Raw genomic sequence first — 22901 nt, 5'->3', positions numbered from 1 at the left:
TTAATCCATCTTTTCCAGCGCCTCCAAAGCATCCTGTAAATCGTAAACAGGTTGCTGGCATGCAAAATGTTCGCATAAAAACAGCACGAACGGTTTTTCTTTTTCAGTTTTATCCGCCCAAAACGGACGCGGATCCAGCGGGTCGGCTTCTATTAGACAGTCAAAAGGTAAGAAACGGCGGATGAAACTTTTTTTAAAACGCGCCCTGTCCTGTTCCGACGAGCCGGTAATGACGATTTCCCTGCCCCCTGCGGCAATCCCCATTAAACTTTGCAGCATAAACAAAAAACTGCCCGGATATTGTTCGATATCTTCTTGAAAACACGCCAATATGGTTTTGGCTTTCTCCGCGTAGGACATTTCCCCGGTGTATTTGGAAAGCCGCCAAAGCATGACAGCTGCAACACTGTTACCGGACGGAAGGGCATCGTCAAACGCCTGTTTTTGGCGTAACAGCAAAGCTTCACTGCTTTTGCCGGTGAAAAAGAAGCCGCCGTTTTCATGATCCCAAAATGAATCAAACATGATTTCGCAAAAATCCATGGCACGGTTGAGATGGCGGGGATCCTGTACGGCATCATACAGTTCGAGATACGCCCAAAGCAAGTATGCATAATCATCCAGATAAGCCGGATAACGGACATCCCCATCCCTGTAGCGGACATGCAGTTTGCCATCTACCCAAAGCCGGGACTCTATAAAAGCGAGCGCTTTTTGTGCCATATCTAGCATCTCCGGTTCCTGGAAAGCACGTGATGCCTTTGCAAGAGAGGCAATCATCAGGGCGTTCCATGCAGTTAAAATTTTGTCGTCCAAATGCGGATATACCCTTTTCCCACGTGCACGCCGCAATACTTCCCTGCTTTCCGAAAGCAAATGTTTCAGCTCCCTGACACTGCGGCCAAATGAAGCGGCAATATTTTGGAAATTTATTCCAATCAAATTTGGTATATTTTTTCCTTCAAAGTTTCCGACTTCCGTGATGTTATAGGCCTTGCAAAAAATTTCAGCGGCTTCGTGCCCCAGTAGCATAAAAATGTCTTCTTTCCCCCATATATAATACTTGCCTTCCTCGCCTTCGCTGTCCGCATCAATGGCTGAATAAAAAACGCCGGTTTCATCCAGCATCTCGCGCCGGAGAAAAGCGGTTAATGTGAGCGCGGTTTCTTTCCATTGATCTTCCTTTGTGATCATATACATTTCGGCAAGCACGTATAACATGAGCGCCTGGTCATATAACATTTTTTCAAAATGGGGCACAAGCCATTCCCTGTCAGTGGAATAACGGGCAAAACCGCCGCCAATATGGTCCCATATGCCGCCGGAGATCATCGCTTTCATCGATTTCTCCGTCATGTGCAGCGCCTTTTCTTCTCCTTGAAGAGACGCATACCGCATCAAAAACATAAACTGATGCGGCATCGGGAATTTCGGCGCCTGCCCGAAGCCCCCAAATTCGTCATCAAACGATGCCTCAAGCTGCCGGTAAGCGTCATGGGCCACTTCCAGAACGGGGCCCGTCCCGCTTTCTGTTTGCGACTTTTGTTTGAGCGCTTCCGTTATTTTTTCCGCGTAAGACGCGAGTTCCCCCTGCTTTTGCTGGTATAATTGTTGGAGCCGCGCAAGGACATCAAGGAAACCCGGATGGCCGTACCTGCTGTACTTTGGGAAATAAGTGCCGGCGTAAAAAGGCTTTTGGTCCGGTGTCAAAAAAACGTTCAAGGGCCAGCCGCCGTGCCCGATCAGCATCTGGCACACGTTCATGTAAATGGAATCAATATCAGGCCTTTCTTCACGGTCCACTTTAATGGATACAAACGACTCATTCAGCTTTTTTGCCACTTCTTCATCTTCAAAACATTCCCTTTTCATTACGTGACACCAGTGGCAGGTCGAATAGCCGATTGACACGAAAACCGGCTTGTTTTCGCGTTTTGCCTTCGTAAATGCCTCTTTGCCCCATGGATACCAGTCAACAGGATTATATGTGTGCTGAAGCAGGTAAGGGGATTTTTCGCCGATTAATCGGTTGGGCTTTTTGTTTTCAAGCAATTCATCACCTTCTTTCTCATTCTCCATCCTCAGTTTACCCGAAACCAGGAAATGTAACAATGAATAGACTGTTTGAAACAAGTTCTTTATGAATGCCGGTTGCCAGCCTAAAATGGAATTAAAATTCAAGAAAATATGGCAGATGGGGTGGAAAATGGAAACGATAAACATCAAAACACCGGCATCCATCATGCAACCCGGTTGCAATGGGAGCACGTGCAATCGGCGGTTGAATGTGAAGAGGCACAAACGAACAGGAATCAGCCAGAACGATTCAAAAAGCGGTTGATATAGGTATCAATGTGGTCGATATGGCTCCTGCATACGGTTTCGGCCGCTCCGAAGAGATTGTTGAGAAGGCAATCCGCGAAACCGGTAAACGTACCGATATGTTTGATTTTTACTTTTGATGTTGGCAAATTTCCGAGACTGCTGCGGGAAAAGTGAGCCTAGCGAGACCTCTCGCGCTGTGGTACGAGCGATTCGTGCTGAAAGCGGGTGAATTTCGCGATCATCAACACCGCAGTTAACTAAGCCTTGCATAAAAAAGGGGTACCCCGGGGCGATTGGGGTAACCCTTTTAATTATGTCGGGGAAGGCGCTTGCGAACGGGCTCTGTCCGGTTTTACAGCAGCAAATGTGAGCCCGGCTGCCACGAGGCAAAAAACGGACATGATCAAAAGGCTGAAGACCACCTGCCCTTTCATAAAATACGCCATAAATAACGGGCCCGCCGCAACCCCGATGTAGCGCATTGAACTGTAAATAGAGCTGATGGTACCCCTGATCTCTTTTTGAATGGATTGGTTGATAAGTGCATCCAAGGCCGGCAGGGAAGCCCCAATCCCAATCCCGCAAACAAGAAAAACCCCCATTAAATAGAAAAAGCTGTTGGAAAACGCAATCGAAAGCACCGAGGTCCCAATGACAAGCACGCTTGAAAAAATAATCCATTTCATCAGCACCATATTTTCTTTAATGATTTTTCCGGTTATAAAAGATGACAAGCATAAGGCAGCCAGTGGAACGGCCAGAACAAAGCCTTTTTTAACGCCATGGTAATGGAATTGCTCTTCCAAATTGGAAGAAAGGTAAAAAAGGACGGCAAATAAAATAAACATGACAATGGCTCCGATCGCAAACACAGCAGCAAGCCACCGCCAGTGGATACGGAAAACTTCTCTTGTATTATGCAAGAATTCTTTTACATTCGGACCCTGTTTTTCGTTGGCTGGCCTTTTCACAAGAAACAAGACCGACAAAATGGAGATCAGGCAAAATATGGGAATGGTCGCAAAAGGCAGGAACCAAATGAAGCCCGCCAAAAGCGAACCGAGAATCGGGCTTAACACTTTTCCAAACGTGTTGGCTGTTTCGATAATGCCAAGCGTTGCGCTGACATCGCGGTCGCGGTGGAACATATCTCCGACAAGAGGCAAAACGATTGGCGCTGCGCCCGCTGTCCCCACGCCCTGCAAAGTCCTGCCGATCAAAATAAAAGGATACGGATTTTTCATTTGCCATGCTGCATAAGCCGATAATGCACCACCGGCAGCTGTAATCATTAAAGAGGGGATAATGACCATTTTCCTTCCATAACGGTCCGACAAAAAGCCTGCAACCGGAATGAGAATAATGGCCACAATCGAATAAAACGTAATAATATAGCTCGATTGGACTTTGGAGATGTCCAGTTTGTCTTCCATCATGGGCAGGACAGGGATCAGCATGGAGTTCCCTAACGTCATAATAAGCGGAATAGAAGAAAGCGCAACAATCGCCCAGCGTTTTTGATGGATCTCATTACTCTTGTCGGATAAAGGGGTATGCGTTGTGATCTGTTCCATTTCCTATAATTCCTTTCTTCATGTCTATACTGCACTCTTTACTATTTACTAATTCGAAATATTTATGAATGCAAAAGGCTGAAATAAGAAACGTACCAAAAGTCAATAAAATTTATGGTGAACGTCATTCGTTGACGGCCGGTTTCTTATCAGTAGAAGGGTCGGCGGTTGCCAGATCTTTTCTTGGCATGCTTGTGGTTACTCGGGCGCTGGATGGATTGACAGTGTTATTTCCCGCAATCTTTGATATTTTACTTGCTCCACATATCCAGCAGCGTTTTATCTTTTAAAAAGGAAAACTTTTTTAACAAATACATCCCATCATTTTTCTCATCAAATTTTAACAAACTGTTCATACCATTTTCTTTTTTCTAGGCTAGTATACAAGAAAATGCATTTTCTATGTTTTTTCTCCCCACCGGAAATGTGCCGGTCTCAGCCATGCATTGCCATGAATTTGCCCTTTTGCAATTTCTATGCCTGTGGCTATAATAGGTACAGCAGGAAAGATATATGGCCGGCTGAGCGAAGAAATACGAGGGGGAATCGAAATGAAACGTGTACTTTTAGTAGAAGATGAAAAAAATTTAGCCCGTTTTATCGAATTGGAGTTAAAACACGAAGGTTATGAGGTAAAAGTTGCTTATGACGGGCGTGAAGGGCTGCAGGTAGCTTTGGATGAGAATTGGGACGTCATCCTGCTTGATTTGATGCTGCCAAAGCTGAACGGCCTGGAAGTATGCCGACGCCTCCGCCAAGAAAAAGAAACGCCGATTATTATGATCACCGCCCGCGACAGCATTATGGACAGGGTTTCAGGGCTTGACCACGGCGCGGATGATTATGTCGTGAAGCCGTTTGCGATCGAAGAGCTGCTCGCCAGGCTGCGGGCAATCTTCAGGAGGATAGAATACACGGAACCGAAAACGGCGGCCCTGACAACGTATAAGTTCCGCGACCTCGTTTTAGAAAAAGAAAGCCGGCTCGTGAAAAAAGGCGGAAAAATCATTGACTTGACAAAGCGCGAGTACGATCTGCTGCTTGCGCTATTGGAAAATAAAAATATCGTCATGACCCGGGAAGCCCTGCTGAATAAAGTCTGGGGTTACGAAACCGAAGTGGAAACCAATGTCGTGGATGTCTACATCCGCTATTTGCGTAACAAGATTGATACAGATGGAGAGGACAGTTATATTCAGACGGTAAGAGGAACGGGATATGTGATGCGTGAATGAATGATGTGAGATTTTGGCTGCAGAAAAGTTCACTGAAAGTCAAATGGTCTGTCGGGGCGAGCGTTGCCATTTTTTTAACCTTTCTTATATTCGGTTTTCTGCAATATACCTTAATCAGTAGATGGCTGCTGCATGAGGAAGCCGCCTCGGTCTCGCAGGTGCTGGATGACTTAAATGACAGGGGGCAAAATATTGATGATATTTTGTCCAACCGCTCCCTTTTCCAGCAAGTGCTTGAAAAAGACCAGTCGATCCGAATTCTGGATGCAAGCGGCAAGGAGATGCTCGTGGTAAAAAGCATTCATTCCACGAACGCGAAAGTGCCGTTTGTTCCGGTGAATGAGAAAAGAGTGAGCTTAATTCAGGCGGACGACGACAAAATTTTAGTCGGAAGGAGCCCTTTCCACTCCCCGGCATTTGACGGTTACATAGAAGTGATTTATCCGCTGTACAGGTATGAAAAATTAATGCGGAATGTGCTGTTTGTCATGATGATCGCCGGCTGTGTCGGGCTTTTGCTTAGCGCTTTTCTCGGGTTTATGATGGCAAAAAATTTTTTGAAGCCGCTGAAAAAACTTTCATCCACCATGCAAAGCATCCGCAAAAAAGGTTTCCATGAAAGGATGGAACCAAGTGCTTCAAAGGACGAAATGGGCGAACTGACCAATATCTTTAACGACATGATGGACCAGATTGAACAATCGTTCCGGCAACAGAAACGCTTCGTCGAAGATGCTTCCCATGAATTGAGGACACCGGTCCAAGTGATGGAGGGGCATTTGAATTTATTAAACCGGTGGGGTAAAAACGACCCGGCCATCCTGGAAGAGTCGCTTCAGGCGTCGCTGCAGGAATTGAGACGGATGAAAAAATTGGTGGAAGAACTGCTTGATCTGTCCCGTGCGGAAGAAAGTAAAATCATGGAGAATGAGGAAAAAGCGGATTTGGTGGCCGTCATCGAAAGGGTGGTCCGAAATTTCAAAATGATCCATGAAAATTTTGAATTTACATTTCAATATGACCCAAAGCATGACTATGAAATCCGAATGAGCGAGAACCATCTCGAGCAAGTGCTAATTATCGTGATGGATAATGCCATTAAGTATTCCGATTCAATCGCCAAAGTGGATATCGGCCTCAAAATAGGGCATGGAACGGCCATTTTGACAATCAAGGATTACGGCATCGGCATTCCCAAAGAAGATTTGCCGCATATTTTTCACCGGTTTTACCGCGTTGACAAAGCGAGAAGCCGCGCAAAAGGCGGAAACGGCCTTGGCCTTGCTATCGCCAAACAATTGGTGGAAGGGTACTCCGGTACGATTGAAGCAGACAGCACGGTCGGCCGTGGAACGGAAATACGGTTCGTTTTCCCGCTTTACACGCAGCCAAAAACATAGTTGCCAAAAAAGAGAGTTTCAACAAAAGAAACTTTCTTTTTTTATTGCACTGATCCAGACCTGCGATGTTCGTTTTACATCCGGACGGCACTGCACGGTCCCCTGCTTTTGCCGAAGCGTTCCGGATTCATTTTCCAAATTTAAAAATCAATGCCTACTTCCGTAATTTCATTTTCGGCTTTCTTGATGAAGCGGATTTCGAGAATGCCGTCGCGGTATTTTGCGGCTGTTCCTTTCCGCAGCACCGGGGATGGCAGCGGAATTACACGTTCTTCCCCCTGTTCCGGAATGTTTTTTAATATCGCCTTGTGGGAAGTGTGGAGAATCTTCAACTGGCTGAGCCACGTTTTTTCACGGATGGGGACTCGGATAAAAATAAAATCAAAGGTTTCAAAAACTTCCATTTCAGAAGAAAAGGAGCTGCCGCCCGTGGCCGGTTGCTGCCCGTGTTCCCCTTGGCCTTTTAAAGCGCCGCTCCATTGTTTCCATTGGGATAGGGCTTGTTTCATTTGTTCGTCCATGTGCGGAAGCGGGATGTTTTTCATCAGCTGGGACATCTCTTCATTAAAGGGGAACATATTCCACGGGAACATATTTCTGCTCCTTTCACCAATGGATGATACTATAATTTATGCCGCTCCATCCAATCCGGTGAGGTGATGCAGGCTGTACAGGGCAGGGGAAAATGCGACTGAATCACTATTCATGCAAATTTTTAAAAATTGGAGTTTTTAACTTTATCTATTACGTTTACAGTGATAAAATTGTGGTTGTAAGCGTTATAGATTACAAAATTCTCTATCGTTACATAATTTCATTATTTCTGTTTGGCCTCACTGTACAGCAAATGGAAAACAAATGAAAATGAAAAGGCATAAAGAAGGGCTGGAGGTTTATCAAAATGAGTGCAACAACAGCAAAGGGATTTTGGGAAAGTTTTTCAGGGCCAAATCTTGGTTATGTCATGGATTTGTATGAACAGTACTTGGAAGATCCGGACAGCGTAGAGGAAGAGGCGAGAAAAGTTTTTGACCAATGGGGTGCGCCTGCCGTTCCTGAAAGCGGTGAAACAACGCAGGGCCAGGCGGATATCTCTTTCCAACTGCCGGCAAATCCGACGATTTTCAGCAAGATGATCGCTGCTGTAAAATTGGCGGACAATATCCGCACGTTCGGGCACTTGGCGGCGGATATCAACCCGCTCCATAAGCCTGAGGTGCATGTAAGGCGGATCGAACTGAACGAATTTGATTTAACCGAAGAAGATCTGAAAAAAGTGCCAGCATCCTTTATCTGCCCGGATGCGCCAGAAAGGGTGAAAAACGGGCTTGATGCCATTAATTATTTGAAAGAAGTCTATACAAAAAAAGTAGCATTCGAATTCGATCACATCCATGAGCTGGAAGAAAAGCACTGGCTGCAAAGGACGGTTGAATCCGGCAGTTTCTTCCGGAAATTAAGCAAAGAAAAAAAAATCGATATTTTAAAACGGCTAATCAATGTGGAAGGCTTTGAAAAATTTATTCACCGCACCTTTGTCGGGCAAAAACGCTTCTCGATTGAAGGTTTGGATGCGCTCGTCCCGCTAATGGAGCAAATGATTATTGCCGCGGTCAAATCGGGCGTAAAAACTGTGAATATCGGAATGGCGCACAGGGGGCGGCTCAATGTCCTTGCACATATCCTCGAAAAGCCTTATGAACTGATTTTTGCGGAATTTAAACACGCTTCCAATAAAGATTTAATTCCTTCAGAAGGGTCCATTGGGATTACGTATGGATGGACAGGTGATGTGAAATATCATCTTGGCGCGGACAGGAAAGGGAGAAACGGCAGCCCGATCAGTGCGCGCATCGTGCTGGCGAACAACCCGAGCCACCTGGAAGTTGCAAACCCGGTTGTCGAAGGGTATACACGTGCAGCGCAGGATAACCGGAATAAAGCAGGTTACCCGGAACAGGACCCTTACCATTCGTTTGCAATTCTCGTCCACGGCGATGCCGCTTTTGCAGGCCAGGGGATTGTCGCTGAAACGCTCAACATGAGCAAGCTGAAAGGTTTTGGGACGGGCGGCACCATCCATATTATTGCCAATAACAATATCGGGTTTACAACAGAAACTTATGATTCCAGATCGACCAGATATGCTTCTGATCCGGCAAAAGGTTACGAAGTGCCGATCATCCATGTCAATGCGGATGACCCGGAAGCATGTGTACAGGCTGCGCTGTTTGCATATGCATACCGTGAACGGTTCCATAAGGATTTCGTCATCGATTTAGTCGGGTACCGCCGCTACGGGCACAACGAAATGGATGAACCGATGGCGACCAACCCAATGATGTACAAACTGGTGCATCAACACCCGACAGTCAAGGAGATTTACGGGGAACGTCTCGTAAAAGAAGGCATTGTGACATCCGATGATGTGAAAGAGCTGGACAACGCCGTCCAGAAAAAACTGCAGGCCGCTTACGATAAAGTGCCGAACGGCGAAGAAGAACCGGATACGGCAATGGAACCGCCTGAAATCGTCAAAAAAGGTTATTTGAGCGTTAAAACCGGTGTCCCGGAAGAAGAACTGAGGGAATTGAACACCGAACTGCTTGCTTGGCCGGAAAATTTCCATGTATTTAAAAAATTGGCCAGAATTTTAAAACGCCGTGAGCATGTTTTTGACGGCCAGGGGAAAATTGATTGGGCGCATGCCGAAGCATTGGCGTTTGCTTCCATTTTAAAAGACGGCGTCCCAATCCGCTTTACCGGCCAAGATACACAGCGTGGCACATTTGCACAGCGGAACCTTGTCCTGCATGATGAAGAAACAGGCGAAGAGTTTATCCCGCACCATCATTTGTCCGGTGTCAGCGCATCATTTGCGATTTACAACAGCCCGCTGACAGAAGCCGGCGTTGTAGGGTTTGAATACGGCTACAATGTCTTTTCGCCGGATACGCTCGTCATTTGGGAAGCGCAATTCGGGGATTTTGCCAATATGGCCCAGGTAATGTTTGACCAGTTTATTTCATCTGGCAGGGCAAAATGGGGACAGAAATCTGGGCTTGTCATGCTGCTTCCGCACGGATACGAAGGCCAGGGTCCGGAACACTCGAGCGGCAGAACGGAACGCTTTTTGCAGCTGGCCGCGGAAAACAACTGGACGGTGGCGAATGTTTCGACAGCCGGCCAATATTTCCATATTTTGAGAAGGCAAGCAAAATGGCTGACAAAAGAAGAAATCCGCCCGCTTGTCCTGATGACGCCGAAGAGCCTGCTCCGCCATCCGCTCGCATCTGTAGAGCCGTCTGTTCTGGCTAACGGTAAATTCCACACGGTGCTGGAACAGCCGGGCTTGGGAAAAAATGCGGATACGGTGGAAAGAATCATCCTTTGCAGCGGAAAAGTTGCGGTTGATTTGGAAGAAAAAATGAATAGCACAGAAAAAACCGATTGGCTCCATGTTTTAAGAGTGGAACAAGTTTATCCGTTCCCAGAAGAGGAAATCAAGGCGGTATTTTCACGCTTCAAAAATGTAAAAGAAATTGTCTGGCTGCAGGAAGAACCGAAAAATATGGCTTCATGGTTTTATGTTGAACCTTACCTCAGGAAGCTGGCGCCTGAGGGTGCGGAAGTCAAATATATCGGCCGGCCGAGAAGATCGAGCCCGTCCGAAGGAGATCCGGTTGTCCATAAAAAAGAACAATACAGAATTCTTTCTGAAGCAATTACCCGTGCGTAAAGGGAAACCCGCTCCGCGCGCCCACCCGGCGGGCGGGGGCTTCGATATGCACAAAAACTGTATATGTATGAAGGTAGCTTTTCACGGGTGGGCCATGGAAATGCCTGTTATGCCCGGTAAAAGCGAACATATATAAGCTATTTCTTAAAAAATATATAATGGTTAATCATGAAAGGGAGGACAACGTTGTGGCTGAAATTAAAGTGCCTGAACTAGCAGAATCAATCACGGAGGGAACCATCGCGCAATGGTTGAAACACCCGGGGGACCATGTTGACAAAGGCGAATATATCGTGGAGCTGGAAACAGATAAAGTAAACGTCGAAGTGATTTCGGAAGAAGAAGGCGTGATCCAGTCCGTTCTGTTTGAAGAAGGGGATACAGTGCAAGTTGGCGATGTCATCGCAATAGTCGGAGAAGGGGCAGGGGAAGGCAGCGCGCCGCAAGCTGCCGCACCGCAACCAGAAAAACCGGCGTCTGCGAAAAAAGCAGAACCGGACCGGCCAGCACCTCAGGCCCAGGAGCCGTCACAGGAAGAGAAAAAGGAACGCCCGATTGCTTCTCCGGCAGCCCGCAAACTGGCCCGGGAAAAAGGCATCGACTTATCGAAAGTTCCGACTGTTGATCCGCTCGGCAGGGTAAGAAAACAAGATATCGATGTTTACGATCCGTCGGCTAAACCGGGAAAAGCGGCGGAACCGGAAAAACCGGCGGCTCCCCAAGCAGCTGCACCTCAGGAAACAGGCAAACCGGTTGAAAGGATTCGCATGTCCCGACGCCGCCAAACGATTGCTAAACGCCTTGTTGAAGTCACGCAGACAACTGCAATGCTGACGACATTCAATGAGATTGACATGACGGCTGTGATGGACTTACGAAAACGCAAAAAAGAGCAGTTTGCTCAAGAACATGATATCCGCCTCGGCTTTATGTCATTCTTTACGAAAGCCGTTGTCGCGGCATTGAAGAAATATCCGTATGTCAATGCTGAAATCCAGGGCAATGAGCTACTGTTGAAAAAATACTATGATATCGGAATTGCAGTATCAACAGATGAAGGGCTCGTCGTGCCGGTTGTCCGCGACTGCGACCGTAAAAACTTTGCGGAAATTGAAGCCGATATTGCGGCGTTTGCATCGAAAGCGCGCGAAAACAAACTTGCTTTGAGCGATCTGCAGGGCGGAACGTTTACCATTACAAACGGCGGTGTCTTTGGCTCGTTATTCTCAACGCCGATTATCAACGGTACGCAGGTCGGTATCCTTGGTATGCACAGTATCCAAAAACGCCCGGTTGCCGTGGACGGTGAACGGATTGAAATCCGCCCGATGATGTATGTGGCCCTTTCTTACGACCACCGTGTCATTGACGGGAAAGATGCTGTTGGTTTCTTAAAAACGGTAAAAACTTTGATTGAAAATCCGGAAGACTTGCTGCTCGAATCTTAATCCAAATTGAATCAGAAAAAGCATCGGTTTTTCCGATGCTTTTTCTTTTGGCTGTTCCGTTTATGGATTGGCAATCCAAACGCTTTTGACTTCCGTATAGTTTTCCAAAGCGTATGAACCCATTTCGCGCCCAATGCCTGATTGTTTATAACCGCCAAAAGGAGAAGCCGCATCAAATACGTTGTAGCAGTTTACCCAGACCGTACCAGCACGGAGGCGGTTCGCGATATAATGTGCATTGGCTACATTTTGCGTCCAAACGCCTGCAGCTAGCCCGTAATCGCTGTTATTGGCGCGTTCAATTACTTCATCGAGGCTTTCATAAGGCATTGCCGCAATGACCGGGCCAAAAATTTCTTCTTTTGCAATGGTCATCTCATCACTGACATCGGCAAAAATGGTCGGTTCTACAAAATAGCCTTCTTCACGCGTTTTTTTCCCGCCGGTGACGATTTCCGCGCCTTCCGCAATCCCTTTTTCAATATAATTCAGCACCCTTTCCTGCTGTTCATCCGAAACAAGCGGCCCCATTTCGGTATCCCGGCTGAGCCCGAATCCCTGTTTAATCGATTGGGCATGTGTAGCCATATCGGCGACGACATTGTCAAAATGTTTCTTTTGGATAAAGACGCGCGAACCTGCGCAGCATACCTGGCCCTGGTTGAACATAACACCGTTCAATGCACCCGGAATGGCTTTCGTTAAGTCCGCATCAGGCAAAATGATATTCGGCGATTTTCCGCCCAACTCAAGCGTCACCCGTTTTAATGTTTTGGATGCATTGGCCATAATCAGCTTTCCGACTTCCGTGGAACCGGTAAAAGCAATTTTATCCACAAGCGGGTGGTCTACCAATGCGGCACCGGCCGTTTCCCCGAAACCCGGTACGATATTGACGACCCCATCCGGGAATCCGGCTTCATCCACGAGCTGCGCCAAATACAGTGCAGACAGCGGAGTCTGCTCGGCAGGCTTCAATACAATCGTACAGCCTGTTGCGAGTGCTGCGCCCATTTTCCACATGGCCATCAGCAGAGGGAAGTTCCAAGGGATGATTTGCCCGACAACCCCAACCGGCTCATGGCGGGTATAGTTAAAGTAAGAGCCGTTTACAGGAATCGTTTGGCCGGTAATCTTTGTTGCCCAGCCTGCATAATACCGCATATGCTCGATCGAAAGCGGAATATCCGCGTTTGCCGTTTCGCGGATCGGCTTCCCGTTATCGAGCGTTTCCAGCTGCGCCAAAGCTTCTTTGTGTTCTTCCATGAGGTCAGCCAATTTGTACATTAACCGGCTTCTTTCTGCAGGATTCATCCGCGACCACGTCCCGTTGTCAAAAGCTTTCCGTGCGGCTTTTACGGCGCGGTCGATATCCTCTTGATCTGCTTCGTAAACAGTTGCCAGCGTTTCCCCGGTCGCAGGGTTCGGCGTATCAAAAGTTTTACCGGATACGCTCTCAACAAACTGCCCGTTGATATACATTTTTTTCTTGCCCTGCAGGAATTTCTGAACTCTTTCGTCCAACTGCACGGTTAATTGTTCCATCGCAATCCCTCCATATAAATTGTTTTAAAAAGGCGCAGGGGTATCCCTGTTCCTTTTTTCTAAAGCTTTTGCGCGTTAAGGGTGCCTTGATATCATGCTGTAAAACCCGCTAAACTTGTCAGCGCTTACATAAATATTCTACTAAAAACGAAAAAAATATGCAATACAAATATTTCGAAAATTTAAACCGTATTAAGTGAAAAAACGAGTATTTCCGACAAAAACTACTATTTATTAATTGCACAACATCCTGTTATTTATTTTGTCTGTTTTGGTATAAATATACGCATAAAGGAAGACAATATGGCGGATTAAATGAATATTTATACGTTGTATAATTATTTTCTAATAAAAATCAATATTTTTATCTTTTTATTTTGCTAATATCATATTATAATAATATACATAATTTTTTTCTATTTTTTGAGAAGTGAGGGGTTGAAGTTGACGATAAATGAGAGAATGGCGCTCAAAATCCGGCTCGATCAGCTGGAAGACGCTGAAGTCCGGGTGTTGCAAGAGTTCCGTAATGAAAGAGAGTGTATTTTCAAAAGATTAAGGGAGCTGGATGAAAAAGAAGAGCAAATGTTAAAAGAAGCGCCAAATCAGCTGCCGCCTGAATATATACCCTTCAATCCGCCTTTGTCCGCCTCATTGGAAACATACGACGGGCAGATTTTCCACAGGGAACGGAAGGTGCGTAAATCCCGGCCGTCGAGAAGAAGCAAATCAAGTAAAATGAGGGAAGAAGCGATCCGAATTTTAAAAGAGAAGCCGGGACCGATCAGGGGGGCTGAATTGAAGCGGATGATCGAAGAAAAAACGGGTTTTAAAATTGCAAACATGACTTCTTTCATGAAAACCGTCGAAAAAATTGAGCCGCGTATCTGCAAACCGGAAAGGGGCTTATACCAGTTCGTTGAGGCTGCGGTATCCGGGGACAAGCCTGCGGAGGAATCAGTGGAACAGCAAACGATACAAACAGGGGAGCCGGTGGATACCGTAGAACAGCAAAGCACTCCGGAGGAAAAAATAGAGGAACTCGCAGAGCAGCATACCGGCCAGGCGGAAGAAATATTTCTCCTTGAGCACGATAGAGTATAAAAAGAACGAACGCACGGTTCGTTCTTTTTTGCATTAAGATTTTGCAGTTGAATTTTCTTTAGGATGCCGGGGTTGGTAAAGTTTTTTCGCCAGCAGCGTCTGCCCGCACAAAAACAGCCCGCCGACCGTCCAATAAAGCGGAAGGACTGCCGGTGCCGTAAATGAAACGAACAGGATCATTACCGGCGACAAGAGCATCATATATCTCATTTGCTTTTTCTGTTCTTCCGGAATTCCGATCATCGAAATCTGGGCTTGTACCAAATAAATCACACCCGCCAAAATGGCCATCGGGATATCCGCCTTCCCAAGGCTGAACCAAAGAAAAGAGTGGCTGGCAATTTCTTTTGAACCCCGGATCGCGTAATAGAATCCCATCAAAATCGGCATTTGGATTAAAATCGGCAGGCAGCCCATGTTCATCGGGTTGACGCCGTGCTTTTGGTATAATAGCATCATTTCCTGCTGCAACTTGGCCTGTTCTTCTTTCGATTTGGCCGCTTTAATCTTCGTTTGCAGTTTATCCATTTCCGGCTTTAGTTTTTTCATTTTTTCCTGCATTTGCTGCTGGTTTTTGTACGTATGCATTGTTAACGGCATTAAAATTAAACGGATGATCAATGTTAAAATGATAATGGCGATGCCATAGTCTCCGTTAAACAGGTGGGCGGTTGCTTTGATGACAACCGCAAACGGGCTCACAAAATAGTGATGGAAAAACCCGTTATTGTTCGTGCCGACGTTTGCTGAGCTTGAGCATGCGCTTAAAATAAGCAGCAAGCCGGACATGATAAAAGTTAAACTGAAAAATCTTTTCATAGCATATCCTCCTTCAGTATGTTGCGCTGATCCTGCCGTGATGCTTTTCATGTCAACCGGCATCAGGATCTTCAGAAGGATATGTCCGTATTCTGACACAACTGATCATCCAAATAATGGCAGAGTGAGTGCGGTAGTCCGCTGCAGCAATGTTCCGAACCGTAAAGTCCGCCACCATTCCGGCGGGTTTCGCCTCAAAATAAGCGGGCTGCCTAACAATCAGGCGGCTGATATAAAGAAAACCGGCCGTCAATACAAGAAATGAAAGCGTGCAGATGGTTGGATCATTTATAAAGTCAATCAAGTTTTGGATCAATGATTTTCACTCGCTTTAAAGGTATCAGTACAAAGTATATTTGAATTCCTTGTTTTTTACAATCCGTAATCATTATTTCACCAAATGCGCTTTTATTCATGATAATCGATATTGGAAAAAGGCTTGTTTGCTCTTCATGCTGCCGGATAAAAGAATACCGCTGTTGGAATCCGCCGAAAAAACGATTCAACACATGAAAAGTGGCATGTATGCCGGTTGTGTCATCCCACCGCTTTTCATAATCTGTATTAAGATTTAACAACTGCTTTTTATTACGGTTAATGGATATCTTTTTTCTTAAACCTCCCGCCGCGCACTTCCGAAATATTTCCGACCGCTATAAAGGCGTTTGAATCAAATTCTTCGACGATCGATTTCAGTTTCGCTTCCTCGAGGCGGGTGATGACGCAGAAAATGACTTTTTTATTGTCTCCCGTATATGCGCCTTCCCCGTTTAAATACGTCACGCCGCGCCCAAGCCTCGCCATGATGGCATCGCCTATTTCATGCATCCTATCGCTGATGATCCAGACCGATTTGGATTCATCCAGACCCTGCACGACCACATCGATTGCTTTTGTTGCAATAAAATACGTAATGACCGAATACATCGCATATTTCCAGCTGAACACAAATCCGGCGAACGTAAAAATCACTAAATTAATGCCGAGAATGATTTCACCGACAGAAAAAGGGAGTTTTTTGTTCAATAATATCGCCAGCGCTTCCGTTCCGTCGAGGCATCCTCCCCAGCGTATGACAAGGCCGATCCCGATTCCAAGGATGATTCCGCCGAAAACCGTGCAGAGCAGCAAATCGTCCGTAAACACTTTGACAGGAGTTAATAGGACGGTTGTCACCGACATAACCGATATGCCGTATAAAGTCGTCAATGCGAATGTTTTTCCGATTTGCTTATAACCGATGTAAAAAAACGGCAAGTTTAAAATGAAAATGACCGCACCAAGCTTCCATCCGGTGAGATGGGAGAGAATAATGGAGATGCCGGTTATGCCGCCGTCCAGGATTTGGTTTGGAACAAGAAATAATTCAAGGGCAACCCCCATGATCATGGCGCCGAGAGTGACAAAAATAAAGCGCCGGGCAAGAAGGGCCCATTTGTTTTTTTTCTGCTTGAATTCCGTATATGATTTTACCGCTTCTTCCATATCATATCCCCTTTCCAAAAAAAATTTGTAAATGAATGTATATTACGAGATAAACAGGTGGATGCTGTCTTGTCCGCACACATAAACAAGTTTGGAAACCTGAAAATCATATACAAAGAAGGAACAGGACTTGCGCTCTTGATACACACGGGTGAGAAAAGAGCGGGTTTAAAAGCAGAGAGGAAAAACATTACAAATGTCTATGTATTAATTATATTATAAAAAAGTTAAGAAGTGAATGAATATGCATTTTAAAAAACAAACCCGGCAAACCGGGTTCACTTTTATGATCGTATATTATTCGCTTTTCATGGCTGCTTTAAAAGCTTCCGCCAGGCTGTTGCCAAAAGTGTCGTCTTTCTTGGCGTATTTTTGCAATAATTTTCTTTCCTCATGCTTGGATAATGTTGTTTTCTTTTCATCCGCTTTCTGGGCAATATTGCAAGTGCGGCATTGGAAGTAAACGCCGGACTTGCCGTGGTGGATTTCCATTCTTTTATGGCATGTCGGGCAGCGCCGGTTCGAAAGTTTAGGGCCCTTCCGTTTTGTGAAACGGCATTCCCGGTTTGAACATACGAGCATTTTCCCGTTCTGGCCGTTTACTTCCTTCATGAGCGAGCCGCATTCAGGGCATTTGGTGCCTGTTAAATTATGGGCGCGGTATTTTTTGTCGCTCGTTTGGATTTCACGCACAAGCCGGACCGTTTCTTTGCGAATCGTATCCAAAAACTGTTTCGGATTACCTTTCCCGCGCGCAATCGCCTCAAGCTGCTTTTCCCATTTTGCCGTCAGTTCCGGCGATTTCAACTCGTCATTGACAAGGTCAATTAATTGTTTTCCCTTTGGCGTCGGCACGAGGCGCCCGTTTTCACGGCTGATCGTTTCGGAAGAGACAAGGCGTTCAATAATATCGGCGCGTGTTGCCGGCGTCCCCAGCCCGAATTTTTCCATTTTGGACAAGATATCCGCTTCGGAATAACGTTTCGGCGCTTCTGTCAGATGGGAACTGAGCCGGAGTTGTTCGAGTTTAAAAGTTTTCCCTTCTTTAATGGATAGGGGAGCCGTATTTTCCCGGGCAGCTTCGTGATGAAAAACAGCGGTGTAGCCGGCGTTTTTTCGGACTGTTGTTTTCCCGGTGAACATTTTCCCTCCCGCATCCAGTTTAAATTTCACCGTTTCATATTCATAAACAGGGTAAAAGAGCGCAAGGAACCGCTTGACGATCATGTCATAGATTTTCCGTTCATCGGAAGACAAATCGGAAAGGACAGGGCGTTCGTCCGTCGGGATAATCGCATGGTGGTCGGTCACTTTCGCATCATTGATGACGCGTTTTGCGAGGATTTTCCCCTTCTTAGCCAAAACCGGCTGGATTTCTTGTTTATATGCATCTTTCAGGGCGACGAGCCTTTCGTACATCGTATTTTCCATATCTTTTGTCAAATATTTCGAATCGGTGCGTGGGTAGGTGACCAGTTTATGCCGTTCGTATAAGTCTTGCAGCACATTCAATGTTTTCTTCGCCGTAAAACCGAATCGGTGGTTGGCGTCGCGCTGCAGTTCGGTCAGGTCATAAGGGAGCGGCTGCTGTTCTGTTTTTTCTTTTCGTACCACTTCCGTTACGACGGCGGTCTGCCCGCCCAATGATTGATACAAATCTTTTGCTTTTTGTTCGTCAAAAATCCGTTTTTCCCCTTGATGGTCATAAGTGACTTCCAATTTCCCAGCCTGTGCTTCAATCGTCCAATATTTTTTCGGCACAAAAGACTGGATTTCTTTTTCCCGTTCCAGGACCATTGCAAGGGTTGGCGTCTGGACGCGCCCGGCAGACAGCGGGTCATTGTATTTTACGGTCAAAGCACGCGACACATTTAATCCAATCAGCCAGTCCGCTTCACTCCGGCATACAGCGGAGTGATATAAATGATCATACTCCTTTGCCGGTTTTAACCGGTTAAAACCGGATTTGATCGCCTTGTCGGTTTGCGAAGAAATCCACAGTCGTTTCACCGGTTTTTTCCAGCGCATTTTTTCCAAAATCCAGCGTGCGACGAGTTCGCCTTCGCGCCCGGCATCGGTTGCGATAATGCAATCTTTGATATCGTTCCTTTTTCCGAGCTGCTCAATCGCCTTATATTGCTGGAACGTCTGCCGGATTATTTTCGTTTGCATTTTGTCCGGAATAATCGGCAGGTCTTCCATGCGCCATTCCTTATATTTCGGGTCATAGTCTTCCGGCATTTTTAGTTCGATCAAATGGCCGAGTGCCCAGGTCACGATATATTTCGGCCCTTCGATATAACGTTTCTTATTGTCTTTGCAGCCGAGCACGCGCGCAAGTTCCCTCCCGACGCTAGGCTTTTCTGCCAAAACAAGTGATTTCATAAAAAACACCTTTCTTTCATTCCTATTGATCTAGTATACCGTATATGGAAAAGATCCACAAAATGATATTTTTATCATTTGAACAGTGAAAACTTTGATATCAAAGCTGTTTTTTGGTAAAATGTTGGCTTGTAAGAGATGAGTGTAAACAAGCCCAACCTACATTATATCTTGCAAATATAAATCGATAGGTGGTCAACATGATGGAAGAAACAAAACCGTACAGAGTATTATTGTATTACAAGTATGTGGAAATTGAAAATCCGGAAGAATTTGCTGCCGAACATTTGAAATTTTGCAAAGAAACCGGCTTAAAGGGCCGCGTCCTTGTTGCAAAAGAGGGCATCAACGGCACCATTTCCGGAACGGTTGAACAGACAAACCGTTATAAAGAAATGATGCACAGCGACCCGCGCTTTGCCGATATGGTTTTTAAAGAAGACGAAGCGGACGGGCATGCATTCAAAAAAATGCATGTACGCCCTCGCAAAGAACTGGTCACATTGCGCCTTGAGAAAGACATCAATCCGAACGAAAAAACCGGCAAATATTTGACGCCAAAGGAATTCCGTGAAGCTCTGCTTGATGAAGATACGCTCGTGTTGGATGCGCGCAATGATTATGAATACGATCTCGGCCATTTTCGCGGCGCAATCCGGCCGGATATCCGCACGTTCCGCGAGCTGCCTGGCTGGGTGCGCAAGCATAAAGACGAATTAAAAGGCAAAAAAATTGTGACGTACTGCACTGGCGGCATCCGCTGTGAAAAGTTTTCCGGTTGGCTGTTGGAAGAAGGTTTTGAAGATGTTGCGCAACTGCAGGGCGGAATCGTAACATACGGCAAAGACCCAGAAACACAGGGCGAGCTTTGGGACGGCATGTTGTATGTGTTTGACCAGCGGATATCGGTGCCGGTTAACCGTATAGAGCATGTGGTTGTCGGCAGGGACTATTTTACGGGTGAACCGTGCGAACGTTATGTCAACTGCGCCAACCCGGCATGCAACCGGCAGTTTTTATGCTCGGAAGAAAATGAACACAAATATATGCGGAGCTGTTCGCATGAATGCCGCATTGTACCGAACAACTTGTATGTAAAAGAACATGGCCTGACGGAAGAAGAAGTGGCCGAGCGCCTGCGCCGGATAGAAGAAGAAGATGCGGCGTTAAGCAAGTAAATGTTAAGGATAGTCTGGAAACAGGCTATCTTTTTTTATGCTTCATACCCTTTTCCTTTTATTTCAAATTATATACGCTGGCCGGTTCCATAAAATAATTCCTGTTCAGCGCTTCGTTGGACGCAATAAGTTTTGCTGGGAGGATAAGCATGACCGTAATTACAAACATTAAACAAACTGTCGCCGGATTAAAAAGCGCCCAGGCAAACCTCGAATCGTTTGCATTGCAAACGGATAACAAAAAAGCAAAACAATTGTATCAGACCGCTGCACAGCAAACCCAGTCGATCATTGACTCCCTTATGCCAAGAATGGGCGAAGTAGAGAAAGAAGAGCCGCAGTACACAGAATCTTAAAAATGTGGGGAAAAGGATGGATGGCCCATCCTTTCCCCCGATATGAAGGAGGCGGTGGAATTTGACGATTGTTTCAAATTTAAAGTCATGCATTGCCAGCATGAAGGGGGCAAAAGAAAGCTTAAGCAGACTGGTGCTATTATCTTCTGCCGATCAAGCAAAGAGGGCATTCCATGAAAGCATGATGGAAATGGAAGAGATTGAACAGGATTTAACGAAGCGGCTGGCAGTTATTGAAAGGAAGAAACCGCAGTATAAAAGTTAGAAGGGGAGAACGGGATGGAAGTGTCAGCTTATTTTGATATTTTCTGGCGGACCATGTCCACCCTTATCGTTTTATTTGCGCTCACAAGGCTGCTAGGGAAAAAACAGCTGTCGCAGTTGTCTTTATTTGAATATGCTGTCGGCATCACGGTCGGAAACATCGCCGCCGGGGTTTCCATCGGTTTAAAAGATCATTTTTTGCCGGGGATTTTCAGCCTTTTTCTGTGGATGATCGTGCCCTTTTTGTTAAGATGGGCATCGATCAAAAGCCGGAAGTTCAGGGAATGGATGCTCGGAAAACCAACTGTTGTCATTGAAAACGGCAAAATCCAGGAAGACAATCTTGCAAAGCAAAAATATTCCGTCGCTGATTTGATGCAGCTTTTGCGCAGGAAAAACGTATTCAGCGTGGCTGATGTTGAATTTGCCGTGCTGGAAACGAGCGGGGATTTAAGCGTATTGATGAAAAAAGAAAAGCAGCCCCCGAATGCAGCCGATCTCGGATTGAAGCCAGCTCCGGAAAAACAGCCGCATACGGTCATTCTGGAAGGCCAAGTCCAGGAAGAGGAGCTGAGGAAGGTCGGCTACAATCATGTCTGGCTGAAAACGGAGCTTGAAAAATTAAATGTCGCGCTCGAGAATGTGTATATCGGCCAGGTTGATTCATACGGGCAACTTTCGGTCGATATTTATGATGACCAAATCCAAATCCCGGCGGGCCAGGAAAGACAGCTCCTTTTGGCAACGATCAAAAAATGCCAGGCCGATCTTGAATTATTTTCCCTTGCAACCGATTCTAAAGAAGCAAAAGCGATGTACGATAAAAATGCAAAACGGCTTGAGAAAATGATCGTAAGACTCAGCAGGTTTCTGCAGCCCTAAAAGGATTTGGCGCATGACAAGCGTATATGTAAAATATTCTAGGGGGTTAAAGTGTGGAAAAAATAGGAAGACACTCTATCGTTTAAATGTCCGCTTGTAGGCGAGTACATCTAGACAGAGGTCTTCCCATGGAAAATATTATATTAAAAATTGGTGGTTATTAAAGAATACAAACAGATTATTTTTTTGGCAGTAAAAGTTCCGGAAAATTATTTTTTGGAGAATTGACGAGATCTGAAACTTCGTACATTTCCATTGTGCTGCTGTCAATTGGCGAAAGGAGCGGCCGCAGCTGTTCCGGTTCCGTAAGAAGAGGATCAAGCCATTTTTCTTCATCTCCCTTGTGCATAATGACAGGCATGCGGTCATGTATTTCTGCCATGAGTTCATTTGCACGGGTGGTGAGAATCGTGCAAGTAAACACCGGGCGGCCGTTTGCATCCACCCATTTTTCCCAAAGGCCGGCCATCGCAAACAACTTTTCATCCTTCAGCTTAATTCGCATTGGAATCCTGCTCCCGCTTTTCCGGTCCCATTCATAAAAAGAGTCTGCGGGAATTAGACAGCGCCGCTGTTTTACCGCCTGTTGGAAACTTGCTTTTTCAAAAGCGGTTTCGCTTCTGGCGTTGATCATTTTGTACCCGATTTTCGGGTCTTTTGCCCAGGAAGGAACAAGCCCCCATTTTAAGAATCCTAATCTGTATTCGTTCCGGCCGTTAATGATGGCAGCCACCATTTGCGAAGGCGCCACATTATAACTTGGGGCATATGCATCATTTGAAAAAGATGCTGTTGCATGGAAACGTTCTTCAATCTCATGTAAAGATGCTGTTAACGTAAATCGTCCGCACAAACTTCAGCCCGCCTTTCAAAAGCTTTTTGTATATGTTATTGTAACGGAAAAGCGTGCGGATCAAAAGGATTTGGCTTATCGTGTATGTGCCGACAAAGTTAATTTACCGGGTATTTCCAGACACTCTCGTATAATAAGTTTCGATCCTACTAAATGAGTCAATTTCCAGTTGAATGGTTGTTCTTTGACAAGTGAATCTTTGATGTTTTCGGGGCGAGCCCCGAAAACATCAATTTGGGACTTGGTCATTCTGGGTCTGCAAAACGATTTCGCCCCTTTGTCTTGAGGTATTCTACGAGATTTTTGATG

Annotated in this window: 19 protein-coding genes and 1 pseudogene; 10 read left to right on the top strand and 10 right to left on the bottom strand. The window is 45.8% G+C overall.

Annotated features, from left to right (window positions below; all coding sequences use genetic code 11):
• Nucleotides 1–2079: a thioredoxin domain-containing protein gene (locus GBH70_RS12965; protein ID WP_151681441.1), complete on the bottom strand. Its 2079-nt coding sequence runs from the start codon at nucleotides 2077–2079 to the stop codon at nucleotides 1–3.
• A gap of 215 nt (nucleotides 2080–2294) precedes the next feature.
• On the opposite strand from GBH70_RS12965, the pseudogene GBH70_RS17855 reads away from it, so the two are divergent.
• Nucleotides 2295–2435, top strand: a pseudogene (locus GBH70_RS17855) (aldo/keto reductase); the annotation flags it as partial.
• 201 nt (nucleotides 2436–2636) lie between these two features.
• Here the strand turns inward: GBH70_RS17855 and GBH70_RS12955 are convergent.
• Nucleotides 2637–3899 (bottom strand): MFS transporter, encoded by a 1263-nt coding sequence (locus GBH70_RS12955; protein WP_151681440.1) that lies wholly within the window; start codon nucleotides 3897–3899, stop codon nucleotides 2637–2639.
• A 551-nt stretch (nucleotides 3900–4450) separates the two neighbouring features.
• On the opposite strand from GBH70_RS12955, the gene GBH70_RS12950 reads away from it, so the two are divergent.
• Both GBH70_RS12950 and GBH70_RS12945 read left to right on the top strand, forming a co-directional pair.
• Complete coding sequence (locus tag GBH70_RS12950) at nucleotides 4451–5134, top strand: response regulator transcription factor (protein ID WP_151681439.1); 684 nt, start codon at nucleotides 4451–4453, stop codon at nucleotides 5132–5134.
• Nucleotides 5131–6534 (top strand): HAMP domain-containing histidine kinase, encoded by a 1404-nt coding sequence (locus GBH70_RS12945; protein ID WP_151681438.1) that lies wholly within the window; start codon nucleotides 5131–5133, stop codon nucleotides 6532–6534. The genes GBH70_RS12950 and GBH70_RS12945 overlap by 4 nt, the downstream gene beginning before the upstream one ends.
• Nucleotides 6535–6674: 140 nt before the next feature.
• Here the strand turns inward: GBH70_RS12945 and GBH70_RS12940 are convergent, their stop codons facing one another.
• Complete coding sequence (locus GBH70_RS12940) at nucleotides 6675–7127, bottom strand: Hsp20/alpha crystallin family protein (protein WP_151681437.1); 453 nt, start codon at nucleotides 7125–7127, stop codon at nucleotides 6675–6677.
• A gap of 308 nt (nucleotides 7128–7435) precedes the next feature.
• Here GBH70_RS12940 and sucA point away from each other — a divergent pair, with 308 nt between their 5' ends.
• Nucleotides 7436–10273, top strand: coding sequence for a 2-oxoglutarate dehydrogenase E1 component (gene sucA / locus GBH70_RS12935; RefSeq protein WP_151681436.1), 2838 nt, complete (start codon nucleotides 7436–7438; stop codon nucleotides 10271–10273).
• A 188-nt stretch (nucleotides 10274–10461) separates the two neighbouring features.
• Complete coding sequence (gene odhB, locus GBH70_RS12930) at nucleotides 10462–11721, top strand: 2-oxoglutarate dehydrogenase complex dihydrolipoyllysine-residue succinyltransferase (RefSeq protein ID WP_151681435.1); 1260 nt, start codon at nucleotides 10462–10464, stop codon at nucleotides 11719–11721.
• A 60-nt stretch (nucleotides 11722–11781) separates the two neighbouring features.
• On the opposite strand, the gene GBH70_RS12925 is transcribed toward odhB, so the two are convergent.
• Nucleotides 11782–13266 carry an aldehyde dehydrogenase family protein gene (locus GBH70_RS12925; protein ID WP_151681434.1) on the bottom strand — a complete coding sequence of 495 codons (1485 nt, stop codon included), beginning with the start codon at nucleotides 13264–13266 and terminating at the stop codon, nucleotides 11782–11784.
• A 438-nt stretch (nucleotides 13267–13704) separates the two neighbouring features.
• Here GBH70_RS12925 and GBH70_RS12920 point away from each other — a divergent pair, with 438 nt between their 5' ends.
• Complete coding sequence (locus GBH70_RS12920) at nucleotides 13705–14370, top strand: Rok-like winged helix domain-containing protein (protein WP_253693877.1); 666 nt, start codon at nucleotides 13705–13707, stop codon at nucleotides 14368–14370.
• A gap of 33 nt (nucleotides 14371–14403) precedes the next feature.
• Here the strand turns inward: GBH70_RS12920 and yidC are convergent, their stop codons facing one another.
• From yidC to GBH70_RS12900, 4 genes are all read right to left on the bottom strand, one after another.
• The gene (gene yidC, locus GBH70_RS12915) at nucleotides 14404–15189 is read right to left on the bottom strand and encodes a membrane protein insertase YidC (RefSeq protein WP_151681433.1); all 786 of its coding nucleotides are present in this window, start codon (nucleotides 15187–15189) and stop codon (nucleotides 14404–14406) included.
• 52 nt (nucleotides 15190–15241) lie between these two features.
• Entirely contained in the window at nucleotides 15242–15505 is a 264-nt protein-coding gene (locus GBH70_RS12910; RefSeq protein ID WP_151681432.1) for a hypothetical protein, read from the bottom strand.
• A 278-nt stretch (nucleotides 15506–15783) separates the two neighbouring features.
• On the bottom strand, nucleotides 15784–16674 hold the full coding sequence (locus GBH70_RS12905) for a YitT family protein (RefSeq protein ID WP_151681431.1): 891 nt from the start codon (nucleotides 16672–16674) through the stop codon (nucleotides 15784–15786).
• Nucleotides 16675–16971: 297 nt separating this feature from the next.
• A complete protein-coding gene (locus GBH70_RS12900) occupies nucleotides 16972–19059 on the bottom strand; it encodes a DNA topoisomerase III (protein ID WP_151681430.1) in 2088 nt (695 codons plus the stop codon).
• 203 nt (nucleotides 19060–19262) lie between these two features.
• Here GBH70_RS12900 and trhO point away from each other — a divergent pair, with 203 nt between their 5' ends.
• The 4 genes from trhO to GBH70_RS12880 all read left to right on the top strand — a co-directional run bounded on the left by trhO (nucleotide 19263) and on the right by GBH70_RS12880 (nucleotide 21739).
• On the top strand, nucleotides 19263–20237 hold the full coding sequence (trhO, locus tag GBH70_RS12895) for an oxygen-dependent tRNA uridine(34) hydroxylase TrhO (RefSeq protein ID WP_151681429.1): 975 nt from the start codon (nucleotides 19263–19265) through the stop codon (nucleotides 20235–20237).
• Nucleotides 20238–20386: 149 nt separating this feature from the next.
• Entirely contained in the window at nucleotides 20387–20593 is a 207-nt protein-coding gene (locus tag GBH70_RS12890; protein WP_151681428.1) for a DUF1657 domain-containing protein, read from the top strand.
• A 61-nt stretch (nucleotides 20594–20654) separates the two neighbouring features.
• Nucleotides 20655–20858, top strand: a complete 204-nt coding sequence (locus tag GBH70_RS12885) for a DUF1657 domain-containing protein (RefSeq protein ID WP_151681427.1) — start codon at nucleotides 20655–20657, stop codon at nucleotides 20856–20858.
• 14 nt (nucleotides 20859–20872) lie between these two features.
• Nucleotides 20873–21739: a DUF421 domain-containing protein gene (locus tag GBH70_RS12880; RefSeq protein WP_151681426.1), complete on the top strand. Its 867-nt coding sequence runs from the start codon at nucleotides 20873–20875 to the stop codon at nucleotides 21737–21739.
• Nucleotides 21740–21917: 178 nt separating this feature from the next.
• Here the strand turns inward: GBH70_RS12880 and GBH70_RS12875 are convergent, their stop codons facing one another.
• A complete protein-coding gene (locus GBH70_RS12875) occupies nucleotides 21918–22592 on the bottom strand; it encodes an SOS response-associated peptidase (protein ID WP_151681425.1) in 675 nt (224 codons plus the stop codon).
• Nucleotides 22593–22667: 75 nt separating this feature from the next.
• Nucleotides 22668–22901, bottom strand: a 234-nt coding sequence (locus tag GBH70_RS17000) for a hypothetical protein (RefSeq protein WP_216643888.1), incomplete at its 5' end; no start/stop codon positions are given.

This window comes from Weizmannia acidilactici (assembly GCF_008974225.1).
GTDB classification, from domain to species: Bacteria; Bacillota; Bacilli; order Bacillales; family Bacillaceae_C; genus Weizmannia; species Weizmannia acidilactici.
This window is presented reverse-complemented; position numbering and strand designations above follow the sequence as displayed.